Origin of the sequence: Solibaculum intestinale (genome assembly GCF_040096205.1) — a bacterium.
GTDB lineage: Bacteria > Bacillota > Clostridia > Oscillospirales > Acutalibacteraceae > Solibaculum_A > Solibaculum_A intestinale.
In genome coordinates this window covers 1-14,918 of the sequence record NZ_JBBMFD010000021.1, presented here as the reverse complement: position 1 = coordinate 14,918, position 14,918 = coordinate 1, and the positions used below count along the sequence as shown (strand labels likewise).

At 56.0% G+C, this 14,918-nt stretch carries 16 protein-coding genes; 9 read left to right on the top strand and 7 right to left on the bottom strand.

Features of this window, described 5'->3' with window-relative positions; all coding sequences use genetic code 11:
• Positions 1 to 142: 142 nt before the first annotated feature.
• From WMO26_RS10710 to WMO26_RS10680, 7 genes are all read left to right on the top strand, one after another.
• Complete coding sequence (locus tag WMO26_RS10710; RefSeq protein WP_349220311.1) at positions 143 to 721, top strand: ANTAR domain-containing response regulator; 579 nt, start codon at positions 143 to 145, stop codon at positions 719 to 721.
• Between the two features lie 276 nt (positions 722 to 997).
• Positions 998 to 1,831, top strand: coding sequence for a diaminopimelate epimerase (dapF, locus tag WMO26_RS10705; protein ID WP_349220309.1), 834 nt, complete (start codon positions 998 to 1,000; stop codon positions 1,829 to 1,831).
• Between the two features lie 93 nt (positions 1,832 to 1,924).
• Positions 1,925 to 3,139 carry an LL-diaminopimelate aminotransferase gene (locus tag WMO26_RS10700; RefSeq protein WP_349220307.1) on the top strand — a complete coding sequence of 405 codons (1,215 nt, stop codon included), beginning with the start codon at positions 1,925 to 1,927 and terminating at the stop codon, positions 3,137 to 3,139.
• A gap of 180 nt (positions 3,140 to 3,319) precedes the next feature.
• The gene (gene purC / locus WMO26_RS10695; RefSeq protein WP_349220305.1) at positions 3,320 to 4,033 is read left to right on the top strand and encodes a phosphoribosylaminoimidazolesuccinocarboxamide synthase; all 714 of its coding nucleotides are present in this window, start codon (positions 3,320 to 3,322) and stop codon (positions 4,031 to 4,033) included.
• A 158-nt stretch (positions 4,034 to 4,191) separates the two neighbouring features.
• Positions 4,192 to 5,610, top strand: a complete 1,419-nt coding sequence (gene purF / locus WMO26_RS10690) for an amidophosphoribosyltransferase (RefSeq protein WP_349220358.1) — start codon at positions 4,192 to 4,194, stop codon at positions 5,608 to 5,610.
• Positions 5,611 to 6,189: 579 nt separating this feature from the next.
• A complete protein-coding gene (locus WMO26_RS10685; protein WP_349220303.1) occupies positions 6,190 to 6,933 on the top strand; it encodes a peptidoglycan DD-metalloendopeptidase family protein in 744 nt (247 codons plus the stop codon).
• Positions 6,934 to 7,105: 172 nt separating this feature from the next.
• Positions 7,106 to 7,630 (top strand): cob(I)yrinic acid a,c-diamide adenosyltransferase, encoded by a 525-nt coding sequence (locus tag WMO26_RS10680; RefSeq protein WP_349220301.1) that lies wholly within the window; start codon positions 7,106 to 7,108, stop codon positions 7,628 to 7,630.
• Positions 7,631 to 7,757: 127 nt separating this feature from the next.
• On the opposite strand, the gene WMO26_RS10675 is transcribed toward WMO26_RS10680, so the two are convergent.
• Entirely contained in the window at positions 7,758 to 8,027 is a 270-nt protein-coding gene (locus WMO26_RS10675; RefSeq protein ID WP_349220300.1) for a hypothetical protein, read from the bottom strand.
• A gap of 154 nt (positions 8,028 to 8,181) precedes the next feature.
• Between WMO26_RS10675 and WMO26_RS10670 the strand changes: the two genes are divergently transcribed.
• A complete protein-coding gene (locus tag WMO26_RS10670) occupies positions 8,182 to 8,505 on the top strand; it encodes a helix-turn-helix domain-containing protein (protein WP_349220298.1) in 324 nt (107 codons plus the stop codon).
• Position 8,506: 1 nt separating this feature from the next.
• Here the strand turns inward: WMO26_RS10670 and bioB are convergent, their stop codons facing one another.
• Positions 8,507 to 9,475 (bottom strand): biotin synthase BioB, encoded by a 969-nt coding sequence (gene bioB / locus WMO26_RS10665; RefSeq protein WP_349220296.1) that lies wholly within the window; start codon positions 9,473 to 9,475, stop codon positions 8,507 to 8,509.
• Positions 9,476 to 9,663: 188 nt separating this feature from the next.
• Here bioB and WMO26_RS10660 point away from each other — a divergent pair, with 188 nt between their 5' ends.
• The gene (locus tag WMO26_RS10660; RefSeq protein ID WP_349220295.1) at positions 9,664 to 10,080 is read left to right on the top strand and encodes a hypothetical protein; all 417 of its coding nucleotides are present in this window, start codon (positions 9,664 to 9,666) and stop codon (positions 10,078 to 10,080) included.
• A gap of 111 nt (positions 10,081 to 10,191) precedes the next feature.
• Here the strand turns inward: WMO26_RS10660 and WMO26_RS10655 are convergent, their stop codons facing one another.
• From WMO26_RS10655 to WMO26_RS10635, 5 genes are all read right to left on the bottom strand, one after another.
• Entirely contained in the window at positions 10,192 to 10,713 is a 522-nt protein-coding gene (locus WMO26_RS10655) for a hypothetical protein (RefSeq protein WP_349220293.1), read from the bottom strand.
• Between the two features lie 130 nt (positions 10,714 to 10,843).
• Positions 10,844 to 11,494, bottom strand: coding sequence for an HAD family hydrolase (locus WMO26_RS10650; protein WP_349220292.1), 651 nt, complete (start codon positions 11,492 to 11,494; stop codon positions 10,844 to 10,846).
• Positions 11,495 to 11,644: 150 nt separating this feature from the next.
• The gene (locus tag WMO26_RS10645; RefSeq protein WP_349220290.1) at positions 11,645 to 14,026 is read right to left on the bottom strand and encodes a cation-translocating P-type ATPase; all 2,382 of its coding nucleotides are present in this window, start codon (positions 14,024 to 14,026) and stop codon (positions 11,645 to 11,647) included.
• 323 nt (positions 14,027 to 14,349) lie between these two features.
• Positions 14,350 to 14,637 (bottom strand): phage holin, encoded by a 288-nt coding sequence (locus tag WMO26_RS10640; protein WP_349220288.1) that lies wholly within the window; start codon positions 14,635 to 14,637, stop codon positions 14,350 to 14,352.
• On the bottom strand, positions 14,634 to 14,918 hold a 285-nt coding region (locus WMO26_RS10635), incomplete at its 5' end, for a hypothetical protein (protein ID WP_349220286.1). The genes WMO26_RS10640 and WMO26_RS10635, both read right to left, overlap by 4 nt.

Below are 14,918 nucleotides of genomic sequence, written 5' to 3'. Positions count from 1 at the left end.
GCACGGAAAATTGTGCTAGGATACGGAATGTAAGGACAAAGGCGTTCCCTTTTAGGAACGCCTTTGTCCTTTTTTCGTTGATTACCAGCCGAATATTCCGGCGGTTTTACAGGATTCTATGGGTTAGGCAGGGATGAAACACATGAAAAAGGTATTACTCGCATTTTCGGATGGCCTGATGGCGGCCCAGCTTCGTACCGTGCTCGAACAGGCGGGTTTCTGCGTTTGCCGGCAGTGCGCAGCCTTTCAGGAGCTGGTGGATGCATCCTATGAAAATGAGGAGGAATATGTAGCGGTCACCCAGACGAAGCTGGGGCGGGGCAGCATCACTCAGTACGCCCCTATGGTCAGCAGCCGATGCGAGATTTTGCTGCTGCTGGCAGAGGGCGAGGAATACATGGGCCGGGCCACCGGCCTGTTGGCATTGCCGTTGCCCACCACTCCCGCCGATCTGGTGGAGAGCGTCGAAATGCTGTTTGAAACCATGCCCGCCCGACTTTCCCAGGAGGCGCGCACGCTGCCGCCCAAACCGAAGACCGACGAGCAGCGGGAACTGGAACGAAAGGTGGTCACCGAAGCCAAAGAGGTGCTCATGCGCCGCAATCAAATGACCGAGGAGCAGGCCCATCGCTTCATTCAGAAGAGGAGTATGGACTCGGGCGCCCGCATGGCCCAGATCGCTTCCCATATTCTCAGCACGGACGGGGACATGGCCAGCTGATATGGCTTTCGCAGGAAAAACCGCTTTTGACCGGGACTGGCCGAAAGGCGGTTTTTTTTTGAATGCGTCTGCCCACTCTTTTCCCCTTTCATTGGAAAGAAACCGGAAAATGGAGAAAAACCTCCACAATCCGGACGCCGGGCAAAGGAGAATCTCCCTGATGACGCCTTTTCTGTGGAATTTGGATATTCCACAAATGAAAAAAACAGTGTATAATAGCCCCATCAGAGGAACGCGGCAGTTGGATATCACCCGCGGGAATGGAGGAAACGTCCCTTGAAGTTTACCAAAATGCATGGCATCGGCAACGATTATATTTACGTCAACTGTTTCGAGGAAACGGTGGAAGACCCAAGCGGACTGGCCAAACGCCTGTCCGACCGGCATACCGGCATCGGGTCGGACGGCCTGGTGCTCATCCGCCCGTCTGAAACGGCGGACTTTCGTATGGACATGTTCAATTCCGACGGCTCCCAGGCGCAGATGTGCGGCAACGCCATCCGCTGCGTAGGCAAGTATGTATATGACCACGGCCTGACGAAGGAAACCACCATCACCATAGATACCCTGGCCGGAGTGAAAACTTTGTGGCTGACGGTGGAGAACGGCAAGGTGACCGCCGCCCGGGTCAACATGGGAAAGCCGGAGTTTGCGCCGGAAAAAATCCCGGTGGCCGCTGAGGGCGAGAAGGTGGTGGATTACCCGGTAATGCTTTCCGGCAAGGAATACCGCATCACCTGCGTCTCCATGGGCAACCCCCACGCAGTGCTGTTTGTGGACGATGTGGATGCGCTGAACCTGGAGGTGCTCGGCCCCCGGTTTGAGCATCATCCGCTGTTCCCGGAACGGATCAACACCGAGTTTGTCAAGGTGCTCGACCGGGGCCGCCTGCGTATGCGGGTGTGGGAGCGGGGCGCCGGGGAAACCATGGCCTGCGGCACGGGCGCGTGCGCGTCTCTGGCGGCAGCCTATGTCAACGGGCTGAGCGATTACAAGGCGGAGCTTCTGCTAAACGGCGGCTCCTTGTTCATTGAGTGGGACGAGGAGAGCGGCTGCATCTTTATGACCGGCCCGGCTGAAACGGTGTTCACCGGCGAAGTGGAGCTCTAAAAAGGCTCTTGGTGATTGCATCACGAAGCTTCCAGGCGGACCGAAAAGAAAAGGCCGCCTTATCCATAGAATCAGAAAGGATGTTTTATCGTCATGTTCACCATCAACGAAAATTACGGGAAACTCCCGGGCAGCTATCTTTTTTCCAACATTGCCAAAAAGGTCAACGCCTATACCGCCGCCTACCCGGATGCAGACATCATCCGTCTCGGGATTGGCGATGTGACCCGTCCTCTGGCCCCGTCGGTCATCAAGGCCATGCATGAGGCGGTGGACGAAATGGGGAACGCCGCCACCTTCCACGGCTATGGCCCGGAGCAGGGATACGACTTTCTCAAGGAAAAGATCGTCGCCTATGACTTTGCGCCCCGCGGCGTGAAGCTGGATTTGGACGAAGTCTTTGTCAGCGACGGCGCCAAGAGCGACTGCGGCAACATCGGCGACATTTTAGGGCTTGACAACGTAGTGGCTGTTTGTGACCCGGTTTACCCGGTCTATGTGGACACCAACGCCATGGCCGGAAGAGCGGGGAACTACGGCTCCGACGAGCGGTGGGACCGGCTTATTTACATGCCCTGCACCGCCGAGAACCAGTTTACCCCCGACCTGCCTCAGGGCAAAGTGCCCGACGTGATCTACCTGTGCTACCCCAACAACCCCACCGGCGCCATGATTACCTACGAGGGCTTAAAGAAATGGGTGGACTACGCCAATGAACACGGGTCCCTGATTCTTTACGATTCTGCCTATGTGGCCTTTATTTCCGAGGACAAGCCCCACAGCATCTATGAGATCGACGGGGCCAAGAAGTGCGCCATCGAGTTTCGCTCCTTCTCGAAGACCGCCGGCTTCACCGGTACCCGCTGCGCTTATACGGTGGTACCCAAGGAACTCCAGTGCGGCGGGGTTTCCCTCAATGCCCTCTGGCTGCGCCGGCAGACCACCAAGTTCAACGGCGTGCCCTATATTGTCCAGAAGGGCGCGGCGGCCATCTATTCCGAGCAGGGCCAGAAGGAAATCCGCGAAACCATCGACTATTACCGAAACAACGCCAAGACCATCCGCGAGGGCCTGACCGCCGCGGGCTTTACGGTATACGGCGGCGTGAACGCTCCCTACATCTGGATGAAAACGCCGGACAACATGACCTCCTGGGAGTTCTTCGACACCCTGCTTCATAAGGCCCAGGTGGTGGGTACCCCCGGTTCCGGCTTCGGCCCCTCCGGCGAGGGCTACTTCCGCCTGACCGCCTTCGGCACCTATGAGAACACCGTGCGCGCCATCGAGCGCATCAAGCAAGTCTTCTAAGCCATCCGTTTTTGCAGGCCGCTTTCTTTCTTCCGTCTTTTTTGGGGAAACAGGGCGCTGGTCGGATTTTGTCGGAGAAACCGGATTCCTGTCTTGCAATGTGTGCACATTTGCGCTAAAATAGAAGCCGTGAGCCAATCGAAGATTACAGCCGCATCTGGCGGCGGAATGGGTGGTAACATGCAGAAAAGTGAACAGCTTTATGAAGGCAAGGCTAAGAAAGTTTTCAAAACCGACGACCCCGAGGTCTATATCGTCGACTATAAGGACGATGCCACCGCGTTTGACGGCCTGAAAAAGGGCACCATCGTGGGCAAGGGCGTGGTCAACAACCGGATGTCCAACCTCTTGTTCCAGATGCTCGAGAAGAAGGGAATCCCGACCCACTTTGTCAAAGAGCTTTCCGAGCGGGAAACCGCGGTGAAAAAGGTTTCCATCGTCCCGCTGGAGGTCATCGTGCGAAACATCGCCGCGGGCAGCTTTAGTAAGCGCTTTGGCGTGGAGGAAGGCACCGTTTTGAAGTGCCCGACTTTGGAGTTCTGCCTGAAGGACGACGACCTGCACGACCCGATGATCAACGAATACCACATTCTGGCGCTGGGCCTGGCTTCCAAAGAGGACCTGGAGACGATCACCGACATGACCTTCCGGGTCAACGATGCCCTCAAGGAATTTTTCCTTTCCATCGGAATCGAACTGGTGGACTTTAAGCTGGAATTCGGCCGTACTACCGACGGTAAAATCATCCTGGCCGACGAAATTTCGCCGGATACCTGCCGCCTGTGGGATTCCAAGACCCATGAAAAGCTGGATAAGGACCGGTTCCGCCGGGACCTGGGCGGCGTGGAGGATGCCTACCACGAGGTTATGCGCCGCATCGGCCTGGAGAAGTAAGCAACTGAACAAAAATCAGAGGACAGAAAACGGTCCTCTGATTTTTAGGCTTAATTTGGAGTTAAATGGCAGATAATACTTTTACATGTAATTGCAGAAGGCCAAACACAGACAAAAGGAAAACGATACCAATGGATGGGAGACGTAAAACTTTGGCTATGACGAAACCGATGCCCTTTGATGGGCTGCATGAGGAATGCGGCGTATTCGGTGTCTACGGATGTGAGGACGGGGAGACGGCGTACCATATCTACCGGGGCCTGTTTGCCCTGCAGCACCGGGGGCAGGAAAGCTGCGGTATCGCGGTTAACGACCGGGGCGTCATCGCCAGCCATAAGGATATGGGGCTGGTCAACGAGGTGTTCTCCCCGCAGGTTCTGGAGGGGCTGCCCGGCCAAATGGGGATTGGGCACGTCCGCTATTCCACCACCGGCGGCAGCTTCCGGGAAAACGCCCAGCCGTTGGTGCTTCGTTACATCAAAGGAAGCCTAGCCATCGCTCACAACGGGAACCTGATCAACACCGTGGACCTGCGCCGGGAGCTGGAGGTCAAGGGTTCCATCTTCCAGACCACCATTGACTCTGAGGTGATCGCTTATTTGATCGCCCGGGAACGGATTCACTGTAAGTCGGTGGAGGAGGCGGTGCGCCGCACCATGATGCGCATCAAGGGGGCTTATTCCATGCTGGTCATGAGCCCCAGCAAGCTCATCGCCGCCAGGGATCCCCAGGGCTTTCGTCCGCTGGTGATCGGCAGGCTGGGGGAAGGCTATGTGTTCGCTTCGGAAACCTGTGCGCTGGACGCAGTAGGTGCGGAGTATATCCGGGACGTACAGCCCGGTGAAATTGTCCTGGCCGGCAAGGAGGGCCTTACCTCCATTACGGACTTTTGCGGCCAGAAGCACGCCCACTGTATCTTTGAATACATTTATTTCGCCCGCCCTGACAGCCAGATCGACGGCCTGAGCATCTACGAGGCCAGGCAGGAAGCAGGGCGGATGCTGGCGAGGCAGCATCCGGTCGAGGCAGACTTAGTTATCGGCGTGCCGGAATCGGGCATCGACGCAGCCATCGGCTACAGCCAGGAATCGGGCATTCCCTACGGCAAAGGGTTCGTTAAGAACAACTACGTGGGCCGTACCTTCATCCAGCCTGCCCAGGGCCAGCGGGAGAACAGCGTGCGCCTGAAGCTCAATGTTCTAGCCACTGCCGTCAAAGGCAAACGGGTGGTCATGCTCGACGACTCCATTGTCCGCGGCACCACTGCCGCGCGGATCGTCAAGATGCTCAAGGACGCTGGGGCCACCGAAGTCCATGTGCGCATCAGCTCTCCGCCCTTTCGCTGGCCCTGCTATTTCGGCACCGACGTGCCCGAACGCAGCCAGCTTTCCGCCGTGCGCTATTCGGTGGAGGAAATCCGCCGCCAGCTGCACGCTGACAGCCTGGGTTATCTGGACCTTTCCACCCTCGGAGAGATGCTCTGCGGCCAAAACCTATCCTATTGTGACGCCTGCTTCTCCGGGCGCTATCCCATCACCCCCCCGAAGGAGCTGCTCCAGCTGGACCAAAAATGTTAGCAATTGAACAGGCGCCCGGCTGCAACGCCGGGCGCTCATTTTATTTTGTGCCCTGTGTACGGGACAAGGACAGAGTTTTATCCAATCAGAGGAAACCAAAGGCCTCTTGTTAACCGATTGGCTCAGCTTTGTTCACAGTTTCAGCAAAGAGCTGTTACGGTTGTAAGAAATTGTTCAAAACCGTATCCATTTTGAAATGCTTTTGTAACCAGATTGTGGTTTCTTTTCCCTTTTTTCGGGGTATAATAAAGACAACAACAGAACATTCCCTTAAGCAGTTTGCATCCCTTTTTTCTTCCTCCTTTCTTATTTCTCATAAAAAAGCAGCGCCTGTGAGATTCCGACTCACAGGCGCTGCTTCGTATTGCGGAAGAATCGCCGGGAACATCAAAGTCGAGCCGCCCTGCATTGTGCGCCCGTGTGTGTTTGACATGCTGTTTCCCGGCCCGGTCGCCGCACAGAGGCCAGGCAAGAAGACGGCACGCTTTTTTATAAAGAAACCGACAGAAAATTCGTGCCTTTGGGCGGCATATTTCCATCCGAGTCCGGCAAGACTACTGTCGGAGGTGCATGAGACCTATGGGAAATATGCGATTTGAAAAAACAAAATTCGGAAAGTTCTGGTCCGGAAAAGGCTTTTATGTTGCACTTGCCATCTGCATGGTGGCGGTAGGCGGCGTTGCCTGGGGCGCGTTCGACGGGTTCGGCATTCTCAACACCGAGGATCCCGCGCAAAGCTCCAGCAACACGGTGGTGGACTATAATTACAACGAACCGGCCGGCAATACCGTCAGCGGCGTCCCCATTGAAGACAACAGCGACCCGGCTTCCTCTTCCGAGCCGGTTTCCTCGGCCCCCACGTCTTCATCCGAGGCCCCGTCTTCTCAGCCCGCCGAGCCGACCAATACCACCCCTTCCTATGTATACCCCGCCGGGACCTCTGTCCTGAAGGAGTTTTCCGGGGAGGCGCTGGTCTACTCGGAAACCATGAAGGACTGGCGTGCCCACGAAGCGGTGGACTTTGAGCTGGAAAAGGGAGCCATCGTCCGTGCCATGACCGACGGCGTGGTCAAATCGGTCTATGACGACGACCTTCTGGGCAAGGTCGTGGAAATCGACCACGGCAACAACCTGGTCGCCTCCTATTGCGGCCTTGGAAACACCGTGTCGGTGCGCAAAGGCGACGAGATCAAGGTAGGTCAACAGATCGGCACCATTGGGGACGTTCCCTGTGAGATCGCCGAGTCTGCTCATCTGCATCTGATTCTCACGCAGGACGGTGAAACCATCGACGCTGCCAAATTTCTGAGCGAACAGCCCTGACGCGCCCTCGTCATCGCTTCAGGGGCACCGGGCGCAGCAAGCTGCGTCCAATTCAAGAAGCCCGTGGGGAAAACCGGATTTCCGGTAAGCCCACGGGCTTCTTGCGCAGTTGACAGCACATGGATCCCGTGCTATAGTCAACCCAGAAAACGTGCATGGGAGGAAAGCGGATATGACAAAAGGCTATGTCCAGGTGTATACCGGCGACGGCAAGGGCAAGACCACTGCGGCGGTGGGTCTGGCGGTGCGGGCCGCCGGCGCGGGTCTGCGGGTGTATTTCGGCCAGTTTCTCAAGGATGTTCCCTGCTGTGCAGTCAAAGCGCTTTCCGACCGGTTCCCGGAAATCACGGTGCGCCAGTTCGGCAGCGGAAAGGGCTTACTTCTGGGACGGGACGAAAAGGAAGAAGACCGGGAATGTGCCCAGCGGGGCTTTGTGGCGTGCGGGGAAGCAATCCGGTCGCAAGTATATGACCTGGTCATTCTCGACGAAATCAACGTGGCGGTTTCGCTGGGGCTCGTTTCGGAAGAACAAGTGCTTTCCCTGCTGGAGCACCGCCCTTCCGCGGTAGAGCTGGTCCTTACCGGTCGGGGCGCAGGCGAATCGGTGCGGAAAGCGGCCGATCTGGTGACCGAAATGTGCGAGCGCAAGCACTATTTTCATCAGGGAGTGGCCGCCCGACAGGGAATCGAGGAATAAAAGGCTATGTTCGCTGAAATCAGCGCGGCAAGGGGCCATCCTGTGAAATTCGGCAGACTCTCGAACATCTGTAGCAGGCAAAAAGCGGACACGTCTCTCCATTGAGACGCGTCCGCCTGTTTTTTTCTTATTGTGCTTTCCAATTTAGTCCGACGGAACCAACCGGTCCTTTCTGTGCCAACGCCTCAATGACCGTTTCTTTTACAGCAGTCATGTCATCTGTCGATGGCTTTTCCATAGTCAAATACTGCGCCGCCTCCAGATAGCTTTTTTCTTCAAACATTTGGATGGGCAAGGCGCGCAGCGCATCCGCCTGCTGGCGGGTGATGCCGCATCGCTTGAGATCGGATAAATACGGGCAGCCCAGAAACACCGCAAGATAGTCGAGAAACTCCATCGAAATCCTCCGCTTCTCTCTTCCTCCATTTCATTGGATACAAGTTCAGGATACCACGATTCAGCAGAGAAATCAACACTGATAACTAAATGTTTAGCTATTAATATCTGTATAATTGAAGCTATTCCTAATAAACTATCCTTAGGTGATAGGGATGAGTGTGGATTATAGCGCGATTGGGCAACGGATCAAACAAAAGCGGAAAGCGGCGGGGAAGACCCAGGATAATCTTGCGGAATCCCTGTCGGTTTCGGTGGGATATATCAGCCAGCTGGAGCGGGGGATCACAAAAATCAGCCTGGATACCCTTTCGAAAATTGCGGAGATTTTCGAGTGCGACCTTGCCGATTTTGTCAGCGACGTAACCCCGTCCCAAGACAGCTATCTGGACGCGGAGATGCAGAGTATCTACCGGGAAATGGGGTACCGCAAAAAGCAGCTTTTGCTGGAAATTGCAAAGATGCTCGCAAGGTATTGACTCAATCAATTGAACGGATGCGGTAGCCCAGCGCCTGGGCCAGCGCCCGGTCGCCTTCGGCCGTAAACCCGGCGGTGGTCAGCATGTCGCCGGTGATGGCGGCGTTAGCTCCCGCCAGGAAGGCGTCCTTTCCATGGTCGGCCATGGCGCCCCGGCCTCCGGCCAGGCGGATGGCGCTGTGCGGAAGGAGAAACCGCAGCACCGCCACCGAACGAAGAAGCTCCTCGTGTGAGAGGGGCTTATTATTTTGCAGCGGCGTTTTAGGGATGGGGCTTAGCACGTTGATGGGAACCGACCGCACCCCAAGTCTGCGCAGCTCAAGACCCAGGTCGATGCGGTCTTCCATGGTTTCCCCCAGCCCGAAAATCCCGCCGCAGCACACCGTCAGCCCCGCTTTTTCGGCAGCAGTTACCGCGGCAAGCTTGTCGTCATAGGTGTGGGTGGTGCAAATCCGGGGGAAAAAACGCCGGGAAGTCTCTAGGTTGTTGTGATACCGGGTAACCCCCGCTTCCCTTAACCGCACAAACTGCCCTTCGGTCAGCAGCCCCAGCGACGCGCAGAGGGAAAGGGACGTGCTCTTTTTGATCCGCTGGTACGCGTCGCACAGGGCGTCCACTTCTTCGTCGGTCAGCCGCCGCCCGGAGGTAACCACGGAAAACCGCAGCACACCGTGGGCCGCCTGCTCCTTTGCCGCGGCCTCGATGGCGTCCCCGTCGAGCAAAGGATACTCGGTGACAGCAGTGGGGTAGTGGGCGGACTGGGCGCAGAATGCGCAGTTTTCTGGGCAGCGGCCCGATTTTCCATTGAGAATGGCGCACAGGTCGAAGGCATCCCCCAGAACCTGCTGGCGCAGCGTGTTTGCTTCCTTTGTCAGCTCCCCCAGGGGCTGCCTGCTCAAAAGCAGCGCCTCCGTCTTGGTCAGTTGCTGTCCTGCTTCCACTTTTTTGCGCGCTTCTTTGGCAAACGACATGTTGATTCCTCCGCTTTTCATGAAGATGCCTTTATTGTAGAAAGGAAACCGAAGATTGTCAACAACATTATCACTATACAGTTTACAATCCGTGGATTTAGTCCGTTATTGTTGCAAAAAAACCGCGTTGCGCCTATAATGAAAGCAGAATCCCGGCTGAAGATACCGGTACAAAGGAGGAAGGCAGGATGAAAAAACTCCAGGGAAAAGGGCGTACGGCGGCTCTATGGACGGCAGCGGCTGCTACGGCGGCGGCCATTGTTCTCATGGCCCTGCCCATTGGGGCGGTGCTGACCTTTGCAGCGGGTCCGCAGGAATGGATTGAAAGATGCTATTCCTATTTTGATATCGGAGTTCTAGGCATGTCGGGCAACGGCTTTCCATTTTTGACCGCTTGTATGAGCGTCCTTTTGCTGCTTTGGGTGGTGTGGCATGCCGTATGGCGCAAGAACCCGGGAATCGATGGGCGTCTGGTCAAGCTCCTTTCGGTGGTGTGTGTGGTCACCTCGGTTCTGGGCCTCTTTTTGCTCTCCTTCAGCCCGGTGGGCTATGGGATTTCGGCGTTGCTGGCGGCGACCAGTGTGCTGTTGTTCCTTTCCATTTAAGTCCATGATACAAAAAGCCCCGGTACAGGCATGTGTTTGCTGTGCCGGGGCTTTTTGTATCATGAAAACTGAAGATGGAACGAAAAGGACAGGGATGCGAATGGAAGAAACTCATTCGATTGCATTCCCGTTTTCATCGTAGTAAATTGTGCTTTGGATTTCATATTCGCATCCGGATGGGTTCTCCAACGGGTCTTTGCGTTGTTTGTAAACTTCTCTTATCCGGATTCGGTCTCCGACAACGACGGCATTGACATAATCGTAGTAAGACACATCCGCATGCCGAAATCCTTTTACATACGCCACGTATCGTTTTCCGTCCCTTTCAACCACGTGTTCCGGCGTATAACTGAGTACGGCGATAAAGTAGATCACTGGGCTGGCGAAAAGCAAAATAATCCCAAATATCGCCATCCAAAGAATTTTTTTGCTTCTTTTCTCCCATTTTAAAATCAGTTGGATGACGCCAGCGATCGTCCCAAGCAGTATAATGGCGCCTGCTGCGAAAAATACCCATTCCCGAAACGTCATATGAAACGCTTTTATCACGAAGAGAGCTGTCACAGCCATCGCCAAAAAAACAGCGGTATCCAGCAATAATATTTTGGGAATGTATTTTCCTATCTTTTTCATTGGCTCCCCCATGTTTCATCTGCCAAAGCAAAGCGGGAATGGAAGGGTCCCTTATGGATGGAAGAAGTCCATCCGTCGGCATAACGGATACAACCAGACCCGTGCCTATTCTCCGCATATCCTACGCCGGTCAAACACCAAGCCAATCGGTCATCTGTCCCAAATGATCGGCAATCAGGAGATGGGGATACTCCTCCATTTGAGCCCGGGTGGTGGTCCCAGTGAGCACGCCCACAAAATCCACCCCGGCCGCCTTGGCTGTCCGAGCGTCCACATAGCTGTCTCCCACATAAAGCACCTGCTCTTTGGAAAGGCCCAGCATGGCAATGGCTTTGTTGAGCCCCTGAGGATCGGGCTTGGGGCGGTCAATGTCCTCAAACCCCACAATGACATCGAAAGAGCCGGCCAACTGAAACTTGTCCAGGCTCAAAAGAGTCCGGGCATGGTTCTTGGAGGTGACGATGCCCAGCTTGCAGCCAGCCGCCCGCAGCCGGCGGATGGTATCGAGCGTGTGGGGGAGCAGCGAGGTTCCCGGTACCATTAACTCATCCGCCTTGATGCGGTATACCTCCCGATATTCGGCGATGCGGGCCTTGTCGTGACAGCCGGACATCTGCTCAAGAGAATCCTCCACCGTCAGCCCAATGGTGCGGCGGATCACTTCGTCATCCGGGGGCGTGCAGCCCATTTTCATCAGCGTATGCTTATAGCAGGCGAGGATGGCGGGGCTCGCGTCAATTAAGGTTAGGTCGAAATCAAACAAAACCGCACGGTATTTCACAAGCATTCCTCCTAGGCAGATCGGGCGTTTTCCCTAATGATACCACACGTTGCGTTTTTCCAGCAACGGCAAAACCTCCAAAACCCCGTCTGCTAATCTAGAGTTCTCCGGCAGGCCGCCACAAGGACACCCTCGCCCAGGGGCTGTCGATCATCGGGCCGCCTGTTTTTCCTGGTGCCGCCGCCAACCTTCTTGGATGCTCCGATAGAGCCATTGGTAAAACCAAAAGAGCAAAAAGCAGCCAGCTAATACCACAAACAAAATCAGCACGAGAACCGGCGTAAAGGTGGACAGGGAGAAAAAGTCCCGGAAAAAGACAAAGCAAATCAGCAGCGCTCCGCAGATGCTGCAAAACAACAGCCGGCGCAGCAGGTTGAAGGGGACGCACAGCTTATAAATCAGCAGCACGCCCGCAAAAGCGGTCAGCGCCACACAGAGGGTGGAAATCTGTTCTCTTGTCAGGGCAAAGGACGGACCGAAGAGCATCACGCACACGACCCCGGTCAGAATGGTGGCCGCCGTCGGAATGGAGCGGGAGACGACGTTTAGAATGAAGCTGCCCTGAATCCGGTCGTGGTTGGGTTCCAGCGCCAGAACAAAGGAGGGATACCCGATAGTCAAAGCGCTGACTAGGGTCAGATGGATGGGGAGGAAGGGATACCGCATGGGCAAAAACAAAAAGAGCAGCGCCAAACAAATGGAATAGATGGTCTTGACGATAAACAGAGAAGCGGAACGCTGCAAATTGTTGATGGAGCGGCGCCCTTCCTGTACCACCCTCGGCATGGAAGCAAAGTTCGAGTCCAGCAGCACCAGCTGGGAGACGTTTCGCGCCGCGTCGTTGCCGGACGCCATCGCCACGCTGCAGTCCGCTTCCTTTAGCGCCAGTACATCGTTGACTCCGTCCCCGGTCATGGCGACGGTGTGCTTTTTCTTTTGCAGAGCCTGTACCATCTGCTTCTTCTGCTGGGGGGATACCCGGCCGAACACTGCATACCGTTCCACCGCGTCCGCAATGTCCTCCTGGGTGTGCAGGGTGGTAGCGTCCACATACCGGTGCGCATCCGGCAGCTCCACTCGCCTTGCGATGGTGGACACGGTGATGGGATTGTCTCCCGAGATGACTTTGAGGGTCACCCCCTGCTCGGCAAAATACCGCAGCGTATCCTTTGCATCGGGACGGATCACGTCCTGAATGAGCAGCAAGGCCATGGGGGAAAGGTCTTGCGGCAGCTCCTTGCCGCGAAACCCTCCCTTTCCATGAGCAAGCAGCAGCACCCGCCCCTGGGTGGCCAGCTCGTCCAAAGGTTCCTTCAGGTCTCCAAGTGCAGAAAGCACCATTTCCGGCGCCCCCAGCACATAGCTGCCCGTTTCCCCAAAGGAGGCGCCCGACCACTTTTTCTCCGAAGAAAAGGGGACCACTTGCGTAGCCTTTTGCGAATCCGCACCACTGTACCGCCTGGAAATGGATTGAAAGGTGGGAGTGTCGTCCTCCATCACGGCGCACAGGGCGGATAACGCCGCCTCCACGTCCTCCTGCGCAGTCCCACAAACCGGCCGCACCTCACTGAGCTCCATGGATCCTTCGGTGATGGTCCCGGTTTTGTCCAGGCACAGCACATCCACCCGCGCCAGCGCCTCGATGCAGGTAAGCTCCTGCACCATCACCTTGTGTTTGGAGAGCCGGATGACGCTGATGGCAAGCACCGAGCTCGTCAGCAGCACAAGGCCCTCCGGAATCATTCCAATCAAGGCCGCCGTGGTAAAAACCACCGCGTGCTGCAGGGTATTTCCATCCAGATTATACTGGTTGTAAAAAAGCGCCGCTCCAATGGGGATAATCGCAATGGACACCACCAGAATGATCCGCTGCAGCGCGTTCATGATTTCCGACTTGGCCTTCTTGTGCTTGCGCGCCTCATTGGAGATCACCGCCACATAATTGTCCGCTCCCACGTGTTCCGCTTTCGCCCGGCAGCGGCCGTTGACCACGAAGCTGCCCGACAACAGCAAATCCCCCGGCTTCTTGCCGATGGAATCGGACTCCCCGGTAATCAGCGATTCGTTTACGTCGCAGGTCCCGTCCAGCAAGATACAGTCACAGATCACCTGATTGCCGCGGGTCAGCTCCAGTACGTCGTCGAGCACGATTTCCTCCACCGGCACCACCGCCGTTTTCCCGTCTCGCACCACATGAGCCCCAGCGGCGGACAGCAGGGAAAGCCGGTCGATGATGCGTTTGGCCCGGATTTCCTGAACGATCCCGATGATCAGGTTGCAGAACATGATCCCCATGAACAGCAGATTTTTATAAGACCCAACCAGCAACACCGCCACCCCCAAGATGGTGATAACCAGGTTGAAGAGGGTGCAGACGTTGTCGCGGACAATCCGTGCCACCGACTTGGTGGGAACGGTGCTGTTGTGGTTAACCAGATCGTCCGCCACCCGTGCGGCCACCTGCCCGGAGGAAAGGCCTTTGTGCGGGTCCGGATGAAAACGAATGGGTTTTGGCTGCGCGGTTTCTTTCATAATGCGGCTCCTATCGGCTGTGATGTGATACCATTATTATACGCTGCCCTGTTTGGGCTGGCAAGAGGCCAATCCAGCAGGCGAAGAAAGCCTGCATATCCCCTGCAAATGCAGCTTTTGCTTTCTGGCTGCACATTCCAAAGCATTTGTGAGTGTGCGAAAAATCAGCTTTTGGAACAGAAGTCCCGCCATTTGAGCCCACCAGTCATGCCAAAAGTGAGCTTTTAGCCAATTGAGCAGTTTTAAAATTCTGCCTGTGTCCCACGAAATCTTTCCTTAAAAACAAAAAAGCCCCGGAACCGTAAGGCTCCGGGGCTTTGCTGCTATTTGTTTTTCTTTTCTGCGTTGGGATAGTCGTAGGTTAAGGCCCTGGCCGAGTCGGTGACTCCTGTGGTGGTGGGATCGGTGACCGCGTGCCACATACTCACCAGCACCGCCACCACCACCACCGGGTTTTGTACCGCCTGCACAAACAGATTGCCCAGTGCCGGCCAGGAGGTCATATCCTCCCAGTTAAGGCCGAAATAAGCCAGAATCGGCGCGAGAATGGATACGGCCGCCTGCCACCAGAAGATGGGGTTTCTCAGCCGGACTTTCCAGTTGATGTTCATGGGATCTCCTTTCCGCCCGCCGCTTCGGTGGGCAGGTTCATGATGTCGTCATACGCCTGTTTTCCGGTCCCATTGCCGCCCAGGGCGGCGTAAGGCCGGAACAGGTATTCGATGTTCTTTTTGTCGCCAAGAGGGCAAAACCCAAGCAGGGAGTAATACCGGTGGGCCTGATAGATGCGGTCATGCAGGATGGCCTGGAGGCCTTCCCGTATAGCCTCTTGCTCGCCCCGCTGGGCCTTGAGCCTCCGGCAGACCCAGACGCAAAACGCGCCCAGGCCGCC

What these genes read in the sequence shown, in the direction of transcription:
- WMO26_RS10710 (WP_349220311.1), top strand. Translation starts at nt 143, where the DNA reads ATGAAAAAGGTATTACTCGCATTTTCGGATGGCCTGATGGCGGCCCAG.
- WMO26_RS10700 (WP_349220307.1), top strand. Translation starts at nt 1,925, where the DNA reads ATGTTCACCATCAACGAAAATTACGGGAAACTCCCGGGCAGCTATCTT.
- purC (WP_349220305.1), top strand. Translation starts at nt 3,320, where the DNA reads ATGCAGAAAAGTGAACAGCTTTATGAAGGCAAGGCTAAGAAAGTTTTC.
- purF (WP_349220358.1), top strand. Translation starts at nt 4,192, where the DNA reads ATGACGAAACCGATGCCCTTTGATGGGCTGCATGAGGAATGCGGCGTA.
- WMO26_RS10685 (WP_349220303.1), top strand. Translation starts at nt 6,190, where the DNA reads ATGGGAAATATGCGATTTGAAAAAACAAAATTCGGAAAGTTCTGGTCC.
- WMO26_RS10680 (WP_349220301.1), top strand. Translation starts at nt 7,106, where the DNA reads ATGACAAAAGGCTATGTCCAGGTGTATACCGGCGACGGCAAGGGCAAG.
- WMO26_RS10675 (WP_349220300.1), bottom strand. Translation starts at nt 8,027, where the DNA reads ATGGAGTTTCTCGACTATCTTGCGGTGTTTCTGGGCTGCCCGTATTTA.
- WMO26_RS10670 (WP_349220298.1), top strand. Translation starts at nt 8,182, where the DNA reads ATGAGTGTGGATTATAGCGCGATTGGGCAACGGATCAAACAAAAGCGG.
- bioB (WP_349220296.1), bottom strand. Translation starts at nt 9,475, where the DNA reads ATGTCGTTTGCCAAAGAAGCGCGCAAAAAAGTGGAAGCAGGACAGCAA.
- WMO26_RS10660 (WP_349220295.1), top strand. Translation starts at nt 9,664, where the DNA reads ATGAAAAAACTCCAGGGAAAAGGGCGTACGGCGGCTCTATGGACGGCA.
- WMO26_RS10655 (WP_349220293.1), bottom strand. Translation starts at nt 10,713, where the DNA reads ATGAAAAAGATAGGAAAATACATTCCCAAAATATTATTGCTGGATACC.
- WMO26_RS10645 (WP_349220290.1), bottom strand. Translation starts at nt 14,026, where the DNA reads ATGAAAGAAACCGCGCAGCCAAAACCCATTCGTTTTCATCCGGACCCG.
- WMO26_RS10640 (WP_349220288.1), bottom strand. Translation starts at nt 14,637, where the DNA reads ATGAACATCAACTGGAAAGTCCGGCTGAGAAACCCCATCTTCTGGTGG.